Annotated in this window: 17 protein-coding genes and 1 pseudogene; 12 read left to right on the plus strand and 6 right to left on the minus strand. The window is 60.7% G+C overall.

Going from position 1 to position 18,080, the window contains the following annotated elements; translation table 11 throughout:
* Nucleotide 1: 1 nt before the first annotated feature.
* Both prpF and AC0IYU_RS33220 read left to right on the plus strand, forming a co-directional pair.
* Nucleotides 2-1,195 carry a 2-methylaconitate cis-trans isomerase PrpF gene (prpF, locus tag AC0IYU_RS33215; RefSeq protein ID WP_472126180.1) on the plus strand — a complete coding sequence of 398 codons (1,194 nt, stop codon included), beginning with the start codon at nt 2-4 and terminating at the stop codon, nt 1,193-1,195.
* 14 nt (nt 1,196-1,209) lie between these two features.
* Nucleotides 1,210-2,070: an isocitrate lyase/PEP mutase family protein gene (locus AC0IYU_RS33220; RefSeq protein ID WP_086914297.1), complete on the plus strand. Its 861-nt coding sequence runs from the start codon at nt 1,210-1,212 to the stop codon at nt 2,068-2,070.
* Between the two features lie 40 nt (nt 2,071-2,110).
* Here the strand turns inward: AC0IYU_RS33220 and AC0IYU_RS33225 are convergent, their stop codons facing one another.
* On the minus strand, nt 2,111-3,028 hold the full coding sequence (locus tag AC0IYU_RS33225; protein ID WP_086914296.1) for a LysR family transcriptional regulator: 918 nt from the start codon (nt 3,026-3,028) through the stop codon (nt 2,111-2,113).
* A 123-nt stretch (nt 3,029-3,151) separates the two neighbouring features.
* Between AC0IYU_RS33225 and msuE the strand changes: the two genes are divergently transcribed.
* The 3 genes from msuE to AC0IYU_RS33240 are packed head-to-tail and all read left to right on the plus strand — an operon-like array spanning nt 3,152 to nt 5,902.
* Nucleotides 3,152-3,733, plus strand: coding sequence for an FMN reductase (gene msuE / locus AC0IYU_RS33230; protein ID WP_472126218.1), 582 nt, complete (start codon nt 3,152-3,154; stop codon nt 3,731-3,733).
* 44 nt (nt 3,734-3,777) lie between these two features.
* Nucleotides 3,778-4,761 (plus strand): DUF1852 domain-containing protein, encoded by a 984-nt coding sequence (locus AC0IYU_RS33235; RefSeq protein WP_472126183.1) that lies wholly within the window; start codon nt 3,778-3,780, stop codon nt 4,759-4,761.
* A 28-nt stretch (nt 4,762-4,789) separates the two neighbouring features.
* The gene (locus AC0IYU_RS33240) at nt 4,790-5,902 is read left to right on the plus strand and encodes a methionine synthase (protein ID WP_236749287.1); all 1,113 of its coding nucleotides are present in this window, start codon (nt 4,790-4,792) and stop codon (nt 5,900-5,902) included.
* A gap of 104 nt (nt 5,903-6,006) precedes the next feature.
* On the opposite strand, the pseudogene AC0IYU_RS33245 reads toward AC0IYU_RS33240, so the two are convergent.
* Both AC0IYU_RS33245 and AC0IYU_RS33250 read right to left on the minus strand, forming a co-directional pair.
* Nucleotides 6,007-7,305, minus strand: a pseudogene (locus AC0IYU_RS33245) (Y-family DNA polymerase).
* 32 nt (nt 7,306-7,337) lie between these two features.
* Entirely contained in the window at nt 7,338-7,778 is a 441-nt protein-coding gene (locus tag AC0IYU_RS33250) for a LexA family protein (protein ID WP_472126186.1), read from the minus strand.
* A gap of 302 nt (nt 7,779-8,080) precedes the next feature.
* Here AC0IYU_RS33250 and AC0IYU_RS33255 point away from each other — a divergent pair, with 302 nt between their 5' ends.
* Nucleotides 8,081-8,305, plus strand: a complete 225-nt coding sequence (locus AC0IYU_RS33255; RefSeq protein WP_472126189.1) for a hypothetical protein — start codon at nt 8,081-8,083, stop codon at nt 8,303-8,305.
* Nucleotides 8,306-8,382: 77 nt separating this feature from the next.
* Here AC0IYU_RS33255 and AC0IYU_RS33260 read toward each other — a convergent pair whose 3' ends face one another.
* The 3 genes from AC0IYU_RS33260 to AC0IYU_RS33270 all read right to left on the minus strand — a co-directional run bounded on the left by AC0IYU_RS33260 (nt 8,383) and on the right by AC0IYU_RS33270 (nt 10,524).
* Nucleotides 8,383-8,586 carry an antitoxin VbhA family protein gene (locus tag AC0IYU_RS33260; protein WP_472126192.1) on the minus strand — a complete coding sequence of 68 codons (204 nt, stop codon included), beginning with the start codon at nt 8,584-8,586 and terminating at the stop codon, nt 8,383-8,385.
* Between the two features lie 334 nt (nt 8,587-8,920).
* Nucleotides 8,921-9,664 (minus strand): SDR family NAD(P)-dependent oxidoreductase, encoded by a 744-nt coding sequence (locus tag AC0IYU_RS33265; RefSeq protein WP_472126195.1) that lies wholly within the window; start codon nt 9,662-9,664, stop codon nt 8,921-8,923.
* A gap of 2 nt (nt 9,665-9,666) precedes the next feature.
* On the minus strand, nt 9,667-10,524 hold the full coding sequence (locus AC0IYU_RS33270; RefSeq protein WP_472126198.1) for an SDR family NAD(P)-dependent oxidoreductase: 858 nt from the start codon (nt 10,522-10,524) through the stop codon (nt 9,667-9,669).
* Between the two features lie 218 nt (nt 10,525-10,742).
* Between AC0IYU_RS33270 and AC0IYU_RS33275 the strand changes: the two genes are divergently transcribed.
* The 6 genes from AC0IYU_RS33275 to AC0IYU_RS33300 all read left to right on the plus strand — a co-directional run bounded on the left by AC0IYU_RS33275 (nt 10,743) and on the right by AC0IYU_RS33300 (nt 17,571).
* Complete coding sequence (locus AC0IYU_RS33275; RefSeq protein WP_472126200.1) at nt 10,743-11,660, plus strand: LysR substrate-binding domain-containing protein; 918 nt, start codon at nt 10,743-10,745, stop codon at nt 11,658-11,660.
* Nucleotides 11,661-11,723: 63 nt separating this feature from the next.
* A complete protein-coding gene (locus AC0IYU_RS33280; protein WP_472126203.1) occupies nt 11,724-12,548 on the plus strand; it encodes a pirin family protein in 825 nt (274 codons plus the stop codon).
* A 183-nt stretch (nt 12,549-12,731) separates the two neighbouring features.
* Nucleotides 12,732-14,396 (plus strand): GMC family oxidoreductase, encoded by a 1,665-nt coding sequence (locus AC0IYU_RS33285; protein ID WP_472126206.1) that lies wholly within the window; start codon nt 12,732-12,734, stop codon nt 14,394-14,396.
* The gene (locus tag AC0IYU_RS33290) at nt 14,393-14,854 is read left to right on the plus strand and encodes a (2Fe-2S)-binding protein (RefSeq protein ID WP_472126209.1); all 462 of its coding nucleotides are present in this window, start codon (nt 14,393-14,395) and stop codon (nt 14,852-14,854) included. Before AC0IYU_RS33285 ends, AC0IYU_RS33290 begins: the two co-directional genes overlap by 4 nt.
* Nucleotides 14,851-17,100 carry a xanthine dehydrogenase family protein molybdopterin-binding subunit gene (locus AC0IYU_RS33295; RefSeq protein ID WP_472126212.1) on the plus strand — a complete coding sequence of 750 codons (2,250 nt, stop codon included), beginning with the start codon at nt 14,851-14,853 and terminating at the stop codon, nt 17,098-17,100. Before AC0IYU_RS33290 ends, AC0IYU_RS33295 begins: the two co-directional genes overlap by 4 nt.
* Nucleotides 17,101-17,142: 42 nt before the next feature.
* Nucleotides 17,143-17,571: a DoxX family protein gene (locus AC0IYU_RS33300; protein WP_472126215.1), complete on the plus strand. Its 429-nt coding sequence runs from the start codon at nt 17,143-17,145 to the stop codon at nt 17,569-17,571.
* The last annotated feature ends 509 nt before the right edge of the window (nt 17,572-18,080 follow it).

Raw genomic sequence — 18,080 nt, forward strand, 5'->3', positions numbered from 1 at the left:
AATGGCATCCGCTCCCCAGATCAAGATTCCCGCCGTCTACATGCGTGGCGGCACCAGCAAGGGCGTGTTCTTTCGCCTGCAGGACCTGCCCGCGGCGGCGCGCCAGCCCGGTCCCGCGCGCGACACGCTGCTGCTGCGCGTCATCGGCAGCCCCGATCCCTACGCCAAGCAGATCGATGGCATGGGCGCGGCCACCTCGTCCACCTCCAAGGCTGTCATCCTGTCGCGCTCCACGCGGCCGGACCACGATGTCGACTACCTCTTCGGCCAGGTCTCTATCGACAGCGCGTTCGTCGACTGGTCGGGCAACTGCGGCAACCTGTCGGCGGCGGTCGGGCCGTTCGCGATTGCGCAGGGCCTCGTCGATCCGGCGCGCATTCCGGAAAACGGCACGTGCACCGTGCGCATCTGGCAGGCCAACATCAGCAAGACCATCGTCGCGCACGTGCCCATCACCGCTGGCCAAGTGCAGGAAACCGGCACCTTCGAACTCGACGGCGTGACATTCCCAGCGGCCGAAGTGCCACTGGAGTTCATCGAGCCGGCCGACGAAGGCGACGGTGAAGGCGGTGGCGCGATGTTCCCGACGGGCAAGGTGGTCGAAGACCTCGACGTGCCGGGCGTGGGCACGTTGCGCGCCACGCTGATCAACGCGGGCATTCCGACCATCTTCGTCAACGCCGCCGACATCGCTTACACCGGCACCGAACTGCAGGACGCCATCAACAGCGACACCAAGGCCATGGCCATGTTCGAGACCATCCGCGCGCACGGCGCGGTGAAGATGGGCTTGATCAATCACGTCGATGAAGCTGGCAGGCGCCAGCACACGCCCAAGGTGGCCTTCGTTTCGCCGCCCAAGGACTACACGGCGTCCAGCGGCAAGGCAGTGGCCGCCGCGGAAATCGACCTACTGGTGCGCGCGCTGTCGATGGGCAAGCTGCACCACGCCATGATGGGCACAGCGGCCGTGGCCATCGGCACAGCTGCCGCCATACCCGGCACGCTGGTAAACCTCGCGGCCGGCGGCGGCGAGCGCCAGGCCGTGCGCTTCGGCCATCCCTCGGGAACGCTTCGCGTGGGCGCCGAGGCGAGCAAGGTCGACGGCGAATGGGTGGTCACCAAGGCCTTGATGAGCCGCAGCGCCCGCGTATTGATGGAAGGCTGGGTACGTGTTCCCGGCGACAGTTTCTGATCGGAATTACTCGAATGTCCACCCGCAAGCAGCTCAAGTCACTCGTCGAGGCCCGCCGCGGCCTGATCGTTCCCGGCGCATTCAACGCGCTGTCTGCAAAGGTCGTCGAAGACCTGGGATTCAAGGCGATCTACATCACCGGCGCCGGTGTCACCAACATGTGGTTCGGCATGCCTGATCAGGGCTTCATGGGCCTATCGGACATCGCCGATCACACAGCGCGCATCCGCGACGCGGTCAGCGTGCCGCTGATCGTCGATGCCGACACCGGCTTCGGCAATGCACTGAACGTGCGGCACACCGTCCGCACGCTCGAACGTGCCGGCGCCGACTGCATCCAGTTCGAGGACCAAGTGGCGCCGAAGCGCTGCGGCCATTTCTCGGGCAAGGAAGTGATCTCCACAGAAGAGGCCGTCAGCAAGATCAAGGCAGCCGTCGATGCGCGCCAAGATCCTGATCTCCTGATCATGGCTCGCACCGACGCGGCCGCCACGCACGGGTTCGAAGCCGCTGTCGAACGGGCGCAGAAATTCGCCGAGGCCGGTGCGGACATCCTCTTCGTTGAGGCCGTGACCACGCCCGATGAGATTCGCGCGCTGCCCCGGCGTCTGGTCAAGCCGCAACTAATGAACATGGTGATCGGCGGCAAGACGCCTATCTTCAATGCCACGGACCTGGGTGAACTGGGCTATGGCATCGTGCTGTATGCCAATGCCGCGCTACAGGGTGCGGTGGCCGGCATGCAGAAGGCACTGACCGTGCTGCGCGACGTGAAGGAAGTGCAGGAATCCAGCGGACTGGTTGCGACCTTTGCCGAGCGCCAACGCCTGGTCAACAAGCCCGAGTGGGACGCGCTGGAGAAGCGCTACACGTGATGCGGCCTCCTGTGGAAGGTCACGGGGCGGCACGGCCGTGTCACAGGGCCGGGGCCTGCCCCTTGTCGACAAGGCCGCCTGATTGCCGTGCGAGTTCGACAAAGGACTTCAGGTAGTCGATGTCGGTGTCCGCTTCCCGCGCGCCCAGGAAGATCTGCTTGGCGATGCCGCGCGGACCCAGCCGCACAGGAACGATGTCCATCTTCTGCGCGTACTCCTCGACCAGCCAGCGTGGCAGTGCAGCCACCGCGCGGTCGCTCGCGACCATCTGCAACATGATGTCCGTGGTTTCGATCGACTTGTGGCGCCTGGGCGTCACGCCGGCGGGCATCAGAAACATGTTGTAGATGTCCAGCCGGTCGGTGGCAACCGGGTACGTCACCAGCACCTCCTGCGTCAGCTGTGCGGGCTTCACGTAAGGCACGTTGGCCAGGCGATGGCCGCGCGGCACCACGAGCACCTGCTCGTAGTCGAACACGGGTTCGTAGCGCAGACCGGGCTTGTAGAGCGGGTCGGGGGTGACCAGCAGGTCTATCTCGTAGCCGAAGAGCGCGCCAATGCCGCCGAACTGGAATTTCTGCTTCACGTCGACGTCCACGTCGGGCCAGCTCGCCAGGTAGGGCGACACCACCTTCAGCAGCCATTGGTAGCAGGGGTGGCATTCCATGCCGATACGCAGCGACCCGCGCTCGCCCTGCGCAAACTGGCGCAAGCGTTCTTCGGCCAGATCCAGCTGCGGGAGCACCCGGTTGGCCACCGCCAGCAGGTACTGCCCCGCCTGCGTCAGCCGCAGGCTGCGCCCTTCGCGTTGCCAGATTTCGGTGCCCATCTGGGCTTCCAGCTTGCGGATCGAGTGGCTCAGCGCCGACTGCGTCAGGTGCAGCACCTCTGCGGCAGCGGTAAGTGAGCCTTGCTTGTCTACTTCTTGGACGATGGAAAGATGAGCGCGCTCCAGCATGGCAAATGAGTGAGATTCATGGATGCGTGAATTAACACCATTTTACTTCACGGTTCGTCAACTCTACGATTCAACCTTTCCGTGATTGCCGGACGTTTGAGAAACCTTGATCGCCACACCAAAATGACACGTCCACTTCGCGCAGTAGCAGTTTCCGGCGGACTTCAACGCCCCTCCAAAGCCGTGGCCCTTTCGGAGCATCTGCTGGATCTGATCGCCGACGCAATTCCGTGCGAGCAACGCTTGGTCGAGCTGGGCCAGCTCGCACCGCACTTTGCGGGCGCGGTCTGGCGCTCCCAGTTGCCCGAAGTGGTGGAGCGCGAACTTGCCGCGGTCGAGCAAGCTGACGTCCTGGTGGTGGCCACACCGGTCTACCGTGGCTCCTACACGGGACTGTTCAAGCACTTCTTCGACTTCATTCACCAGGACGCCCTGATCGACAAGCCGGTCTTGCTGGCTGCCACCGGCGGCAGCGAGCGCCATGCCTTGGTGATCGACCACCAGTTGCGGCCGCTGTTCAGCTTTTTTCAAGCGCGCACGTTGCCGTTGGGTGTTTACGCGACCGACCAAGATTTCTCGGACTACCGGCTGCAGAACGTGGCTTTGATCCAGAGAGCCCAGCTCGCAGTCCAACGGGCTTTGCCCCTTCTCGGGTTGGCAAAACTTGCACGATCGGTCCACGCTCAGGATGTGGTTGCGACCTGACACAAGCATCGGACTTCGAATCAAAACCAGCGCACCTGACCATCATGAGCAAACACTTCACCTTCAGCATCAAGAGCATCCGGTTCGATGAAAACTACCAGCCGTCGGACAGCACGCGCATCACAACCAACTTCGCCAACCTGGCCCGCGGGAACAGCCGCCAGGAGAACTTGCGCAACACCCTGAAGATGATCGACAACCGTTTCAACAGCTTGGCGCATTGGGACAACCCTACGGGAGATCGCTATGCCGTCGAGCTTGAAATCATCTCCGTTGAGATGAACATGGACGCCGGGAGCGGCAGTGACGTGTTCCCGCTGATTGAAATACTGAAACCGAACATCGTTGACAAGCAAACCGGCAGACGCATTGACGGAATTGCCGGGAACAATTTTTCGTCCTACCTCCGCGACTACGACTTCAGCGTCGTGCTTCCGGCGCACAACATCGACAGCTCCGAGTTCGGTACTCCCACTGATTTCGGCGACCTGCATGGGAAGCTTTTCAAGCACTTCCTGGGCTCGGATACCTACAAAAAATGGTTCGCCAAACCGCCGGTGATCTGCATCAGCGCCTCAAGCAGCAAGACCTACCACCAGTCTGGCAATCGGCATCCTGTCCTGGGCGCCGAATACCGGCAGAACGAGCTTTCCCCGACCGACCGGTACTTCGAGAAGATGGGTATGCGGGTTCGCTTCTTTATGCCGCCAGACAGCGTCGCGCCGTTGGCTTTCTACTTTGTCGGCGATCTGCTGGGGGACTACACCGACCTCGAGCTCATCGGCACCATCAGCACCATGGAGACGTTTCAGAAAATCTATCGGCCCGAGATCTACAACGCCAATTCCGCAGCAGGAAGTTTCTTTCAACCCAGCCTTAGAAACTTGGACTACTCATTGACCCGCATCGTCTACGACCGAGAGGAACGGGGCCAGCTGGCAGTGAAACAAGGCAAGTTCACGGAGGAAAATTTCATCAAGCCGTACAAGAACGTTCTCGAGGAATGGGCTGCTGATTTCGCGCACTGACCAATCCAACAACATCCAAATCGCATTCATGAAGAATTCTTTGCCTGCCACGCAGCTCCCCTCCAGCTCGGTCTTCCCTGCGTCGAGCCATCCGCGTTCAAACGGTGTCGCGCAGCTTTTTGAATCCTCTGTTGCCGGGAGCCTGCCGAAGCCGGCTTGGCTGGCGGAAACCAACAAACTCTGGCCGCAATGGATGGCCGAAGGCGATGCACTGCGCCAAGCGAAGGCCGACGCCACCTTGCTGTGGATCAAGGCGCAGGAAGACGCGGGTCTGGACATCGTGGGCGACGGCGAGCAATCGCGGCAGCACTTCGTGCACGGCTTCCTCGAACAGGTCGATGGCATCGATTTCGAGCACAAGGTGAAGATGGGCATCCGCGACAACCGCTACGACGCGATGGTGCCGCAGGTCGTCTCCGCGTTGCGCCTCAAAGGCCGCGTGCATGCCTTCGAAGCACAGCTGGCGCGCGCGCATACGAGGAAGAAGCTGAAGTTCACCCTGCCCGGACCGATGACCATCGTCGACACCGTGGCGGACCGTTTCTACGGCGACAAGGTCAAGATGGCTTTCGCGTTTGCCGAACTGCTCAACCAGGAGGCCCTCGCGCTGCAGGCCGACGGTGTTGACATCATTCAATTTGACGAACCCGCCTTCAACGTCTACATGAAGGATGCCGCCGACTGGGGTGTGAAGGCGCTCGAGCGTGCAGCACAAGGCCTCACCTGCACGACGGCAGTGCACATCTGCTACGGCTACGGCATCAAGGCCAACACCGACTGGAAAAGCACGCTGGGCGAGGAATGGCGCCAGTACGAGACAGTGTTCCCTGCGCTGGCTAAAAGCAGCATCGACCAAGTGAGCCTGGAATGCATCCACTCCCACGTGCCCCCCGATCTCATGAAGCTGCTGGCCGGCAAGGACGTGATGGTGGGCGTGATCGATGTGGCCAGCGACGTGGTGGAAACCCCAGAGGAGGTGGCCGACACCATCGGTCGGGCGCTGGAATTCGTGCCCAAGGAGCGCCTATTCCCATGCACGAATTGCGGGCTGGCGCCGATGGGACGGGATGTAGCGTGGCGCAAGCTGCAGGCGCTCGCAGAGGGAACAAGGTTGGCCCGGGAACGGCTGACAATAGCCTGATTGATGCAACTTGTTCACTGACCGTAGTGGGGCCGGAAGCGGGCGTCCGCCGATTTTCGTTAGACGACTGCAGACGCTGCAAAGCAGTCTTCAGCGGTGACCTGCTAAGCCAACACCCGTGGCACATCCGCCCAGCGCGTCGTGTACTCCGGCGTCTTGAGTGACTGCTTCATCCGCCAAACCCGCTGGCCATCGGATTGCCCGGTACTCGCCAGCGAGACGGCACCGCGTCCATACCGGTCATTGAGCCGATCCATCGTGGCCATCAGCGCACTACGGTCCGGTGCTTCCTCATCCAGCGCCAGTTCCCCCTGATGCACGGAGGCATCCTGCAGGTCGAGCAGCATCACGCCCGCCTTCGCGTAGTTGAAGCCAGGCCGGAAGGCAGTCTTGACGGCCTGCGCCGCGGCCTGCACCAGCAAGGCCGTGTCCGCAGTAGGTCGTCGCAACGGCACCGTGATCGAACGCGAGTACTGCCTGTCCTGACGCCGGAACGGACTCGTGTGAATGAAGGCCAGCACCTGCACCGCATGGCTGCCCTGCTTTCTCAGCTTCTCGGCCGCACGGCTGGCGAACTGGCTCACCGCTTCGATCAGGTCTTTGAGTTCCGTCACCGGCTGGCCGAAGCTGCGCGTGCAGGCGATCTCCTTCTTGGAAGGCGGCGCATCCTCGAAGCCTACGCAAGCCTGCCCCTGCAGCTCCCGCACCGTGCGCTCCAGCACCACCGACCAACGTCCTCACACCATCGCCGGATCGAGCCGGACCACATCGAGGACGGAGTTCAGACCTGCCTCCTTCAACTGCGCGCCAACTCGCCGACCGATGCCCTAGACCTCGCCGAGGTCGGTGGCGGAGAAGACCGCTTCGAGATCGCTTGCCGGCAAGGCGCTGAAGTTGCAGACGCGCGCCAGTTCCATCGGGTAGCTTCCCGGCTTTCGATCCGCCGTCTTGGCGATGTGGTTCGCGAGCTTGGCAAGGGTCTTGGTGGCGCCGATGCCGATGCCCACCGGAATGCCGATCCACTGCAGGATGCGCTCGCGCACCTTGTGGCTGCGCGCAACCAGGTCGCCGCCCATCGCGCTCAAGTCGATGAACGACTCGTCAATGCTGTAGATCTCCTGCTCGGGGCCGAGGCCCGCGGCAATCGCCATCATCCGGTTGCTCATGTCACCGTAGAGCGTGAAGTTGGCGCTGAGCGCCACCACCCCCGAATCCGGCAGCGACTGCTGGATCAGGTGCCAAGGCGCGCCCATGGCGATGCCCAGCGCCTTGGCCTCGTTGCTGCGCGCGATCGCGCAGCCGTCGTTGTTGCTCAGGACGATGACGGGCCGGCCCAGAAGGCTCGGGCGGAACACGCGCTCGCACGACACGTAGAAGTTGTTGCCGTCGACCAGCGCGTACATGACGGATTTCCCGAGTTCCGAAATCCGAACAGCTACTTCACGAAGCGCTTGATGGCGGCAGTCACGACGCCGCAAATGATGAGCTGCTGCCCTTCCTTGAAGGTGATCTCCGGGAAGGTCGGGTTGGCCGTCGTGAGCTTGATGCGGCCGCTGCGCTTGTAGAGGTACTTCACCGTGAAATCGCCATCGACCTGGGCAACCACGATGTGCCGGTGCACCGGCGTGATGGCCCGGTTCACCACGAGCAGGTCGCCGTCGCCGATGCCGGCCTCGATCATCGACTGACCGCTCACCTTCCAGTAGAAGGTGGCCAGCGGGTGCGTGATGAGCAGATCGTTCAGGTCCTGGCGCTTGACCGCGAAGTCATCGGCCGGGGACGGGAAACCGGCGCGCAGATTGCCTTCGACCACGGGCAGAGGCAGCGCGATGGGCTCGACGCTGGCCCATGAAGCCAATGGCGGAATACTGTACATCCATCCAGTATATGGCTAGCATTCCATCATGAACTCCCCGACCGTCGAAATGAGCGCCGAAACTTGGATCGTCGCCTGCGCCGATCGCCTGCAGCAGCGCTGGCGAATGGTGGAAAAGTCCGAACTCCAGGCCGTGGCCAGCGAGCTGTGGCATGACGATCACCTCCGCGTCCTTGCCCCTGAGGAGGCGGCCAGAGAATGGCTCAAGCAGGTAGCATGCGAGCCATGTGCACCCGGTACATCAGCTCCACCGACCGCGAGACTGAAGGCGTCTGGAAGATCGACCGGCGCAACACCGAGTCGTGGCCGCGCCAGCTTTTTGGACCTGTGTCATTCCCCTGCATCTGCACGGCAGTTCCACTTGGGGACAGGTTCTGAACTGGCGCCAGGAAGTCAAGCCGGACATGCGTGATGCCCTCCTCGTTCGTCTGGCCACGATGAAGGTCAAAGAACCTTGGAAAACTTTCCCGCTTCAGGCGCTGACTGCCACGAGTGATGTGGCAGAGTTCTATGATCTGTTCAGCTAAATTGAGCCAGATGACAGCATTTAGCCCGTCCACCATCCGTCGTCAGGTACCGACTGGTGACTTGAAGTCTGATTCGATTACTTGCGCGACTTGTCGGGTGTACCCACGAACTCTTCCAAGCTTATCTCGCCATCGACAAAGCGTTGCGCATGAGCTTCGTGTTCTGCAGTTATCTTGAAACCTGATAGACCGAGAGAAGCGCGCGCAAAGTCCACTGCATCCTTTCGCTTGAGGCACGCCTCGGCAAAATTGTCAACTTTGGAAGTTGGGCTGTTCGTCATGGGAAACCTTCACATCGAATGTTGCCAAGTTTCATACGATACGCGTTCGTGAGGCAGCTTTGCAGCGGTTGCGGTCGTCCGGGCCGGAGCGCCGAACTTCCGCAATCCGCAGAAGCGGACCTTGCCAGCGCGCGGACTATTTACCCAGCCACCCGATGGCGGTCCCGCTCATAGATGCGCGCAGCCCGCTATTCGAATTTCGTCAAAGTCTTGTCGATGCCTCATACACCCTGACCGCCCTTCGCTTCGCGCGAAGGTTGATTTGGAAGCAATGCCAAGGCGTGCCGATGACGGACGGTACTGATTTCGGAAGTCCGTCATCACTTGATCGAAATCAGACCTTTGCCGCGCCGTTCACCACCAGGTGATGCCCGGAAATCCACTGCGCATCGTCGCTGGCGAGGAACAGCACGGCCCCCTCCACGTCGGCAATCGATCCGATGCGCCCGAACGGAGACAGACTTGCCAATGCCTGGTAGTCGCTTTCCTGAAGCTTGGCGATGACGCCGGCGTCACGCAGTGGTCCGGGAACCACGCCGTTGACCGTGATGTTGCGGTTGCCCAGCTCTTGCGCCAGACATTCGACGTAGAGCCGGCCAGCGGCTTTGCTGCCCGCATAGGCGGTGAAGCCGGCGTTGGGCACGATGGTCGTAGTCGATGAGATCACGATGATCCGTCCACCATCTTGCACGTGACGCGCACTCTCTCTCAGAGTAAAGAACGTGCCGTAGACGTTGGTCTTGGTCACCGATTCGAACATCGCGTTGTCGATCTCCGTGATCGGCGTGTCGATCAACTCTCGCCCCGCGTTCGCGATCACTACATCGATACGGCCGAACCGTGCCAACACCTCGGCAAACATCGCGTTGACTGCTTCAGGGTCGCCGACATCGCCACCAACGGCCATTGCCTGTGCGCCTTCGGCGACGAGTGCTTCCACATTCCGGGCTGCAGATTCCGCGTCGCTGTTGTAGGTCAGCGCCACCGCCGCGCCTTCCCTCGCAAAGCGGCGCGCGAGGCTGAGTCCAAGTCCGCGCGAAGCGCCCGTGACCAGTACCACCTTGTTGGTCATGCGCATGATCAGGCTCCTTCGGCGTTGCGGGCGGTGGAGGACGCATTCGCTTCCCACAACGCCAGTTCCTGCTCGACGCTTGCCATCTTCCGGCGCATCCCGCCCATGGCGTCGGCGCCGAGGGCTGCATGCACGGGAGGATGATCGGCCTCCATCAATTTGATGATGGCCGCTGCACCCTTCTCAGGAACATTGGGCTGCTTGCCCTGCAGGTTGCCGATCGCCCCGCGGAATTTGCCCGCAGGCGTGTTCTCGTAAGCCTCGATCTTGTTCGCAGCGAAAGCCAGCGAGCGCCCCGCGAACTGGGTTTCGAAAATCCCGATGGTCAAGACGGTCACTGCAACGCCAAACGGCGCGAGCTCGGCTGCCAGTGCCTCGCCAAGAATGTCGGTTGCGCCTTTGGCTGCGGAATACACGCCCATGCCCGGGAAACCGATAAATCCACCGATGGCAGAGAACTGGATGACATGCCCAGAGCCCTGCTGGCGCATCGCTGGTGTGACAGCCCGGATCACGTTGAGGCCACCGAAGAAGTTGAGGTCGAAAACCCGGCGAGCCTCAGCGTCCGAGAATTCCTCCACTGCGCCAATGATGCCGGCGCCAGCGCAGTTCGCGACGATGTCGATGCGACCGAACCGGGCCAACACCTGGGCGACACCCGCCTTCACTGCCGCATCATCGGTAACGTCTGCGAGGACACCGAGACCCTGTTTCTCATGCTTGGCGTTGTAGGCGTCGACTTCCGCTTGCTTACGGAAAGTGGCGGCGACCAGGGCCCCTTTTTCCAGAAGTTGATGCGCCAGTTCATGCCCCAAACCCGACGAAGCACCGGTGACCAGAACCACTTTTCCGCTGACTGATTTCATTCTCTTTTCCTTGATTCGAGTCCCGCAAGATGGCGGGAGCCAGCGAGAATCCTAGGATTTCGAACTTCGGCCAACAAGCCGTAATTGTGAGACGCATCGTCCACACAGTTGGATCATGATCGGCCAATTCCATCGATAGGCTTGGCGAGGCTGCGCCAACCCGCTCTGGCTGCAGCGTCAGCTCAATAGCGCCTTCCACCTGAGGCAACTGGATTTACGTGCGCCGTTTAGATCTCAACGATTTCTTCATCTTCGTCAACGTTGTTGATAGAGGAGGATTCACTGCTGCCGGCAATAGTTTGGGAATGCCGAAATCAACCCTAAGCCATCGAATGCAGCAATTGGAGAGTGACCTAGGAGTGCGCCTGCTAAGCCGAACGTCGCGACGGTTTGGCATGACCGAGGCTGGCAGCGAGTTTTACCGCCATGCAGTATCGACATTGCGAGAGGCAGAGTTAGCCGAAATGTCCGTACGAGTTCGGCTGGCCGAGCCTGTGGGAACCATACGCTGCACGGCGGGTTTGGCCACAATGCATTTCGCCATGTCGGGAATGATCGCCGAGTTTCTAACCCGTTATTCGAAGGTGAGCATCGTCGCCCACGCTGCGGACCGCACCGTAGACATCGTCGGGGAAAACTACGATGTGGCAATACGTGCTCATTCCGATCCTTTGCCGGACGCAGACCTGATCCAGAGGACTTTGTCACCAGCACCCTGGTTTCTATTTGCAGGGTCGAATTACGTTGCCGAAAATGGAATCCCGGAGACGCCACTGCAGCTGGGCATGCATTCGTCGGTTTTCTTCGCCCGGGCAAATGCTTCGCACCTTTGGAGATTGCGTCATGCAACGCTTCAATTGGAAGAGGTCGTGATACCCATTGCACCCAGACTGCAAAGCGATGACATGTTGAGCTTGCAGCAGGCAGCCATTCAGGGCCTGGGCATCGTTGCGTTGCCGGGATACATTGCCAGAGCAGCGGTGCTGAGAGGCGAACTGATACGAGTACTGCCCGAGTGGATTGCACGAGATGCGACGATCACTGCCTTGGTTCCGTCTCGCAAGGGATTGTTGCCTTCGGTGCGGGTCTTTTTGGATCATCTCGCTGCAGAATTTCCAAAGATCGTTCTAGCCTAACAAGTCCGTCGTCCCATCCGTTGGACGCATGGTTGCCCACTGGATGGCTTCCCAAACGGCGAGTTGCGCACTAAGTTCTGCTCAGAAAATCAGGGTTTGGGGGCAGAGATGGGTAAGAGTGCTAAGGGCAAAGCGACTGATGCAAATGTAAGCAGACTGGGGCCAGTCGTTGTTGGAGCCATCCGGAACGTCGGGACTGGCTTCACGTCTCTACACTTTGTCGAAGATTCGTTTGACAAAAAAGACGGCGTCATTTCGATGTTGAGTCATTTCGTCATGACGAAATCGACGTTCGCCCCGCATCTTCATAAAGATCTTCGAATCCTCACAATGTTATTTGAGGACTCGCGCGGCAATCTCGTCAATCGGGATACCACCAGAGGCGCCGTTGCTCTTGAGGCAGGGGACGTCTACAGCCTCGCTTCAGGTGCCAGTGTGGTGCACGAACAAACGCCAAGCGATGGAGCATCGATCCATGGATTGCAGATTTTTATTAAATCTTCTTCCAAATCGGTCGGCACACTCGCACATGCGTGCTGCACGCGGAATTCGGAGGTGCCTGTAATAGCAAACACTAGCCACCGAATACGGATTGTGCCATGCACAGATGAACTCGGAAACAACGTCAATTCGAAGAATGATGATGTTGAACTTCTCGATGTCGTCATCTGTGCTGCCGCAACCTATGAGTTCGGGCTAAGGCGTGATCGCAAAGCATGGATCTATGTCGTCTCCGGCCATCTTCAGGTGGTGAGCGCAGAAGACAACCGTGCCCTGGAAGCAGGGCAACTCATAACACTCAGCGCTGGCGCGCAAATGAACGTGGTTTTAGTTCCCGACGTTCTAGCTCACTGCGTAATTCTTTCTGTGAGTCACCCGCCTGGATAAAAAGAACCCGCGCATTGCGTCAGACAACGCTGGGGTCTTGGATCGCAGAAAGTCCAAATCATTGGACACAGGTTCCGGAAAGGCCATCTTGCTGGCCGGTATTGCGCTCCCTAACATGAACCAAGGCCGCTTGTTCTAACGGCTGTTCTTGAGCGCAGACAGGCGCCTGTTTCCGGAGTACCCATGACTTTTGCGATGACGCGCCGCCATTTAATGGCTCAGAGCGCGCTGGCAGCTTTGGCAGGAGGCGGATCGGCTCTTGCCGCCAAATCCGAATCACCCCAAATCACCACCACCACGACTGCGCTCCAAGCCACTCAGCGCTACGACGTCGTGATCGTTGGAGGCGGCTCTGCCGGCGCCGTCCTCGCTGCGCGTCTGAGTGCCGAGGCCCACCGACGCGTTCTACTGCTGGACGCCGGCCCCGATTACGCTCCCGGCCGCTATCCAGATCTACTCAAGAACGCCAACCTCGTCGCTGGCTCTCCGGAGCACGACTGGCACTATCACAGCAGCGATGCGGCCCGGCTGGGGCACGACATCGACATCCCCAGAGGGCGGGTGATTGGCGGCAGCTCGGCAGTGAACGCTGCGGTCGCGATGCGAGCCAGGCCGGCAGACTTTGCGCGCTGGGCCAAGCGAGGCATTGAAGGATGGGCATGGCCAGAAGTGCTGAGTGCCTACCGGGCGATGGAAAACACGGCATGGGGCGACGAGCCTTGGCATGGACGAAGCGGTCCGTTCCCTGTCCGTCAGCGTACCGCCGAGGAGAACACGCCGGCGATGCGCGCGTTCGTGTCGGCTGCTGAAAAGGTCGGGTTGCCACATGTCGCCGACTTCAACGGCGGCCAGCAGCATGGAGTGGGTCCATACCCGCTGAACGTGATCGATGGGGTTCGCATCAACACGGGCATGGCCTACCTGACCGCAGACGTGCGTGCCCGCTCGAATCTGACGATCCGGGGCGGCGCTGAAGTCGATTGCGTGCTGATCGAGAACGGTCGCGCCAACGGCGTGCGGCTGGTTGGGAGAGAAACCATCCTCTCAGGCGAAGTGATTCTGTCTGCCGGCACGCTCGGCAGCCCCGCCATCCTGATGAGATCTGGTGTTGGGCCGACGGATCATTTGAACGAGTTGGGGATCGCGACCCTGGCTGACTTGCCCGTTGGCAAGCGTCTGCAGGAACATCCGTTCTTCTTCAACGTGTACGCGCTCAAGGCGCCGGCTCTTGCGATGACGCCAGCCGCTGGCGCGATTGTCTGGACACGCTCGCAGCAGGCCGCAACGGACGATTTGGATCTGCACATCTCCGGCACGCATCTGATCGATCCGAAGGCAAGTCCGACAGGCGCCGCCATCGTGCTTGCCTGCGCTGTGACCTTGCCGCAATCCAACGGTAGCTTGCGCCTCACCAGTCGCGACCCGCGCGCCGCGCCGCTGATCCGCTACAACTTTTTCGAGCAGGAGACCGACCTGGACCGCATGGTAGAGGCCGTTCAACTGTCACGCGAAATTGGCCGGAGTGCGCCATTCACAGGCTTGGTCGATCACGAAATGACACCGGATGGCACCGTACGCGATGGCAAGACTTTGCGGCAGAACATCGTCGCCAACGTCGCCGGCTACCAACACCCCACGTCGAGCGTCCCGATGGGATTGGAAAGCGACAAAGGCGCGGTGGTCAACGCATCGGGCGCGGTGTTCGGCATCGCAGCGCTGCGCGTCGTCGACGCGTCCATCTTTCCTGACATCCCTTCGGTGGCGACCAACCTCACCACCATCATGCTGGCCGAGCGCATCAGCGCTCATTTGGTCAAGTCGCCTTCTCTGATCTTTAGGAATTCATGACATCTCTCGATGTGAACGGTCGGCTCTATCAAGTCGCAGCCGAGGGGAGCACGCCCTTGCTCTACATCTTGCGCAACGATCTGGGACTGAATGGCCCGAAGTTCGGTTGTGGACTGGGCCAATGCGGCTCCTGTTCCGTTTTCGTCGGCGACAGCGTCGTGCGATCGTGCGTGTACCCGTTGGATACGGTCGGCAAGCAGAAGATCTCGACGGTCGAATCGCTCGCCGATGGCGATCGCCTGCACCCGCTTCAAGCAGCGTTTCGTGACGAACAGGCAGCACAGTGCGGATACTGCACCAGCGGCATGTTGATGGCGGCCAAGGCGTTGCTCGACAGGAAGCCACACCCCACCGAGGCTGACATCAGGGAGTCCCTGGCGTCGACGCTGTGCCGATGTGGCGCACACAACCGTATCGTCCGGGCAGTCCAGCGGGCGGCCAAGGAAATGTCGTCATGAGCACCGCTGTTTCCAGGCGCGGATTTCTTGGCGGCGTCGGTGCCATCGTGGCGACGATCTCGCTCGGTCCGGTGTCCGCTTTCGCGCAGGGCGTCCCCGAGCCCACCGGCAGTCTGAAGTTCAATCGTGCGCTCGACGGATGGATTCGTGTTGACGCGGCTGGCACCATCACGCTGTTCACCGGCAAGGTCGAGTTGGGTCAGGGCATCCTCACAGCGCTCGCTCAGATCGCTGCTGAGGAACTTGATGTGAGCTTTGACGTCATGCGCGTCGTTTCAGCTGACACCACCCGCAGCCCGGACGAGGGGTACACCTACGGCAGCCAGTCCGTCGAACAGAGCGGAGCGGCCATCCGAGTGGCCGCTGCACAAGCGCGACACAGGTTGATGATGGCGGCTGCTTCGCGGCTGGATGCCAGGCTCGAGGATTTGACGGTCGCTGCAGGCGTGGTGACCGGGCTCAATGGCAGGCAACTGACCTACTGGGAGCTGGCCGCCGGAAAGGCCGATCTCCTGGCCATCCAGGTCTCCGCGGACGTTGCCCTCAAGCCTGCGGAGCTCTACAAAATCGTTGGTCAATCGGTGCAGCGGATCGACCTGTTGCCCAAGCTGACAGGCGGGCAAGCATTCATCCAAGACCTTCGCTTGCCGGGCATGCTCTTTGGGCGCGTTGTCCGGCCCCGACGCTATCGGGCGAAGCTTCTGCGGATCGACGAGTCGGCTGTTCGCAAAATGCCCGGGGTCGTGGCGGTCGTTCGCGAAGGCTCCTTTCTTGGGGTGGTGGCTCGAAGAGAGGAGCAAGCCATCGCCGCTCGGGATGCCCTGGCAAAAGCGGCAATCTGGGATCAGAGCGGCCCCGCGCTTCCGAACGATCAGCAGCTTGTCCCGGCTCTGAAATCCTGGCCAGAAGAGGTGAGTGTTGTCGGTGAAAAGGGGCAAGCGACGGCTGCTCCAACCGGACGACGTATTAAGTCGACGTTCAGCCGTCCCTACCTGTCGCAGGGCTCACTTGCACCTTCATGTGGGGTTGCATGGCTGCGGGAGGGGCACCTGACGGTGTGGTCGCACACACAAGGGGCGTTTCCGCTGCGAGGCGACATCGCCAAGGCGCTCGGCATGCCGGTCACCTCGGTCGACACCATTCACACACCGAGTGCGGGCTGCTACGGCCAGAACGGCGCCGACGACGCGGCCTTCGACGCCGCGCTGCTCGCGCGCGCAGTCGACGGCCATCCGGTCAAAGTTCAATGGATGCGCGAGGACGAGTTCTCATGCCCGCCCTTCGGGCCTGCCATGGCAACGGAACTGCAGGCGACGCTGTCCGACGATGGGCGAATCGTGGATTGGGTCCATGAGGTCTGGAGCAACTCGCATGCGATGCGTCCTGGCCAGCCGGGGGGGATCAATCTGCTCGCTGCGTGGCAGATGGAAAAGGGGGCGATGCCGTCGCCGCCTCTTCGCATCGCGCAACCCTATGGCGATGGGGATCGAAACGCTGTCCCTCTCTACGCGTTCGAGCGCTTCAAATCGGTCAACCATCTTCTGATGGCAACACCGATCCGCAACGGTTCGCTCCGGACCTTGGGCACCCACCTGAACGTGTTCTCCATCGAGAGCTTTGTCGACGAGCTGGCGCTTGCGGCGGGGGCCGATGCCGCTGAATTTCGGCTGCGGCACCTCGGAGACTCGCGGGCGCGAGCGGTGATTCAGGCCGCGATCGAGAAGGCGGGCTGGTCAAAGGAATCAAAGCTGTCCAAGAAGAACGGCGTAGGACGCGGCGTGGCATTCGCCCGGTACAAGAACATCGGCGCGTACGCCGCCGTGGTCGCCGATGTGGTTGTCGACGCTGTCAGCGGAGACATTCGTGTTGACCGGCTGTTCATCGCTGCGGATGTGGGACTGATCATCAACCCGGATGGGCTGACCAGCCAGATCGAGGGCGGCGCCATTCAGGCAATGGGATGGACCTTGAAGGAGGCCGTCCGTTTCGACGATCACGAAATACTGACGCGCGACTGGTCCACTTACCAGGTCATGCGCTTCCCTGACATTCCGAAGATCGAGGTTGTACTGCTCGACCGTCCCGAACTGCCCAGCGTGGGTGGTGGCGAAGCGTCCTCCGGACCAACCGCTGCGGCCATCGCCAATGCGTTCACCAACGCAACCGGTCTGCGGATCCGAGACCTGCCAATGAACCCCGACATGGTCAAAGCGGCCTTCGCGAAAGCTCGCCTGCCCGCAGGCTGAGCTGTTTCGAACCCACCTCCACATTTGTAGAACCTGTACCTAATGCTTCATCTTCGCTTAAACCTTCTCGCCCGATCGCTCGTGGCCCTGCTCTTCATCGTGGCCGGAGTTCGAAAAGTCCTGCACTACGACTTCGTTCTTGGTTACTTCGGAAGTCTTGGACTTCCGATGCCACAGATTGTCTTGCCTGCAACGATTACCCTTGAACTTGTCTGCGGGGTTTCCTTGATCATGGGCTGGAAGCTGCGTTGGGTCATACCAGTCCTTGGCCTCTTCTGTTTGGGAACCGCGGTCATTGCGCATGACTTCTGGAACGCCGGAGCTGCACAGTACGACGCGCAGCTGAACAACTTTCTGAAGAACTTGGCGATTGCAGGCGGCTTTCTAACGCTTGCGGTATGGACGAATGAGAAGGAACCTAATTCCGTGTGGTGGCCTGAGGAGGCCTTAATCCGCGCTTCCAGTTGCTGAAGTTTCGGCCGCCGAAATCTGCGGGCTGCGCAGGGTGTTCACGCCTACCAGCTATGCGTAGCTTCGTCCTCATGCTCTGCAAGAGCTTTGTTGAACGTCGTCCTTGTTCATGGCGGCAAAGTTCCCTTTAGCCGACGTTCGCCGGCCGCAGACAAGCGGCAGCAATCAGTCTAAAGCGGGTGACCAAACGCCGCGCCAAACCGTAATGCGGCATCTTCGTAAAACGAAGAAAACGTTAGTTGCAGATGAAGTTGGGGCGTCAGCAGAAGCAGCTGAAGCTCAGTCCGAAACGTTGATCTAGAGCAAATTTACGAGTTCTTGTCCGAAAATTATTGGTAGCAATTCGGTCGAAATCTACGTAAGTCGTTGTTGCACATAGAATTTACGAGATTCTGACCGCTCACTATGTCGCCAGCAGCAACCAGCGAACTGGTCGGCGTTGCCTCCCGCCCCCCGGTGAATTGGCTGAGGGGCTGAGCGTCCATCGTTGCACCGACTATGCCGGCGCC

This window comes from Variovorax sp. AC103 (assembly GCF_979254005.1).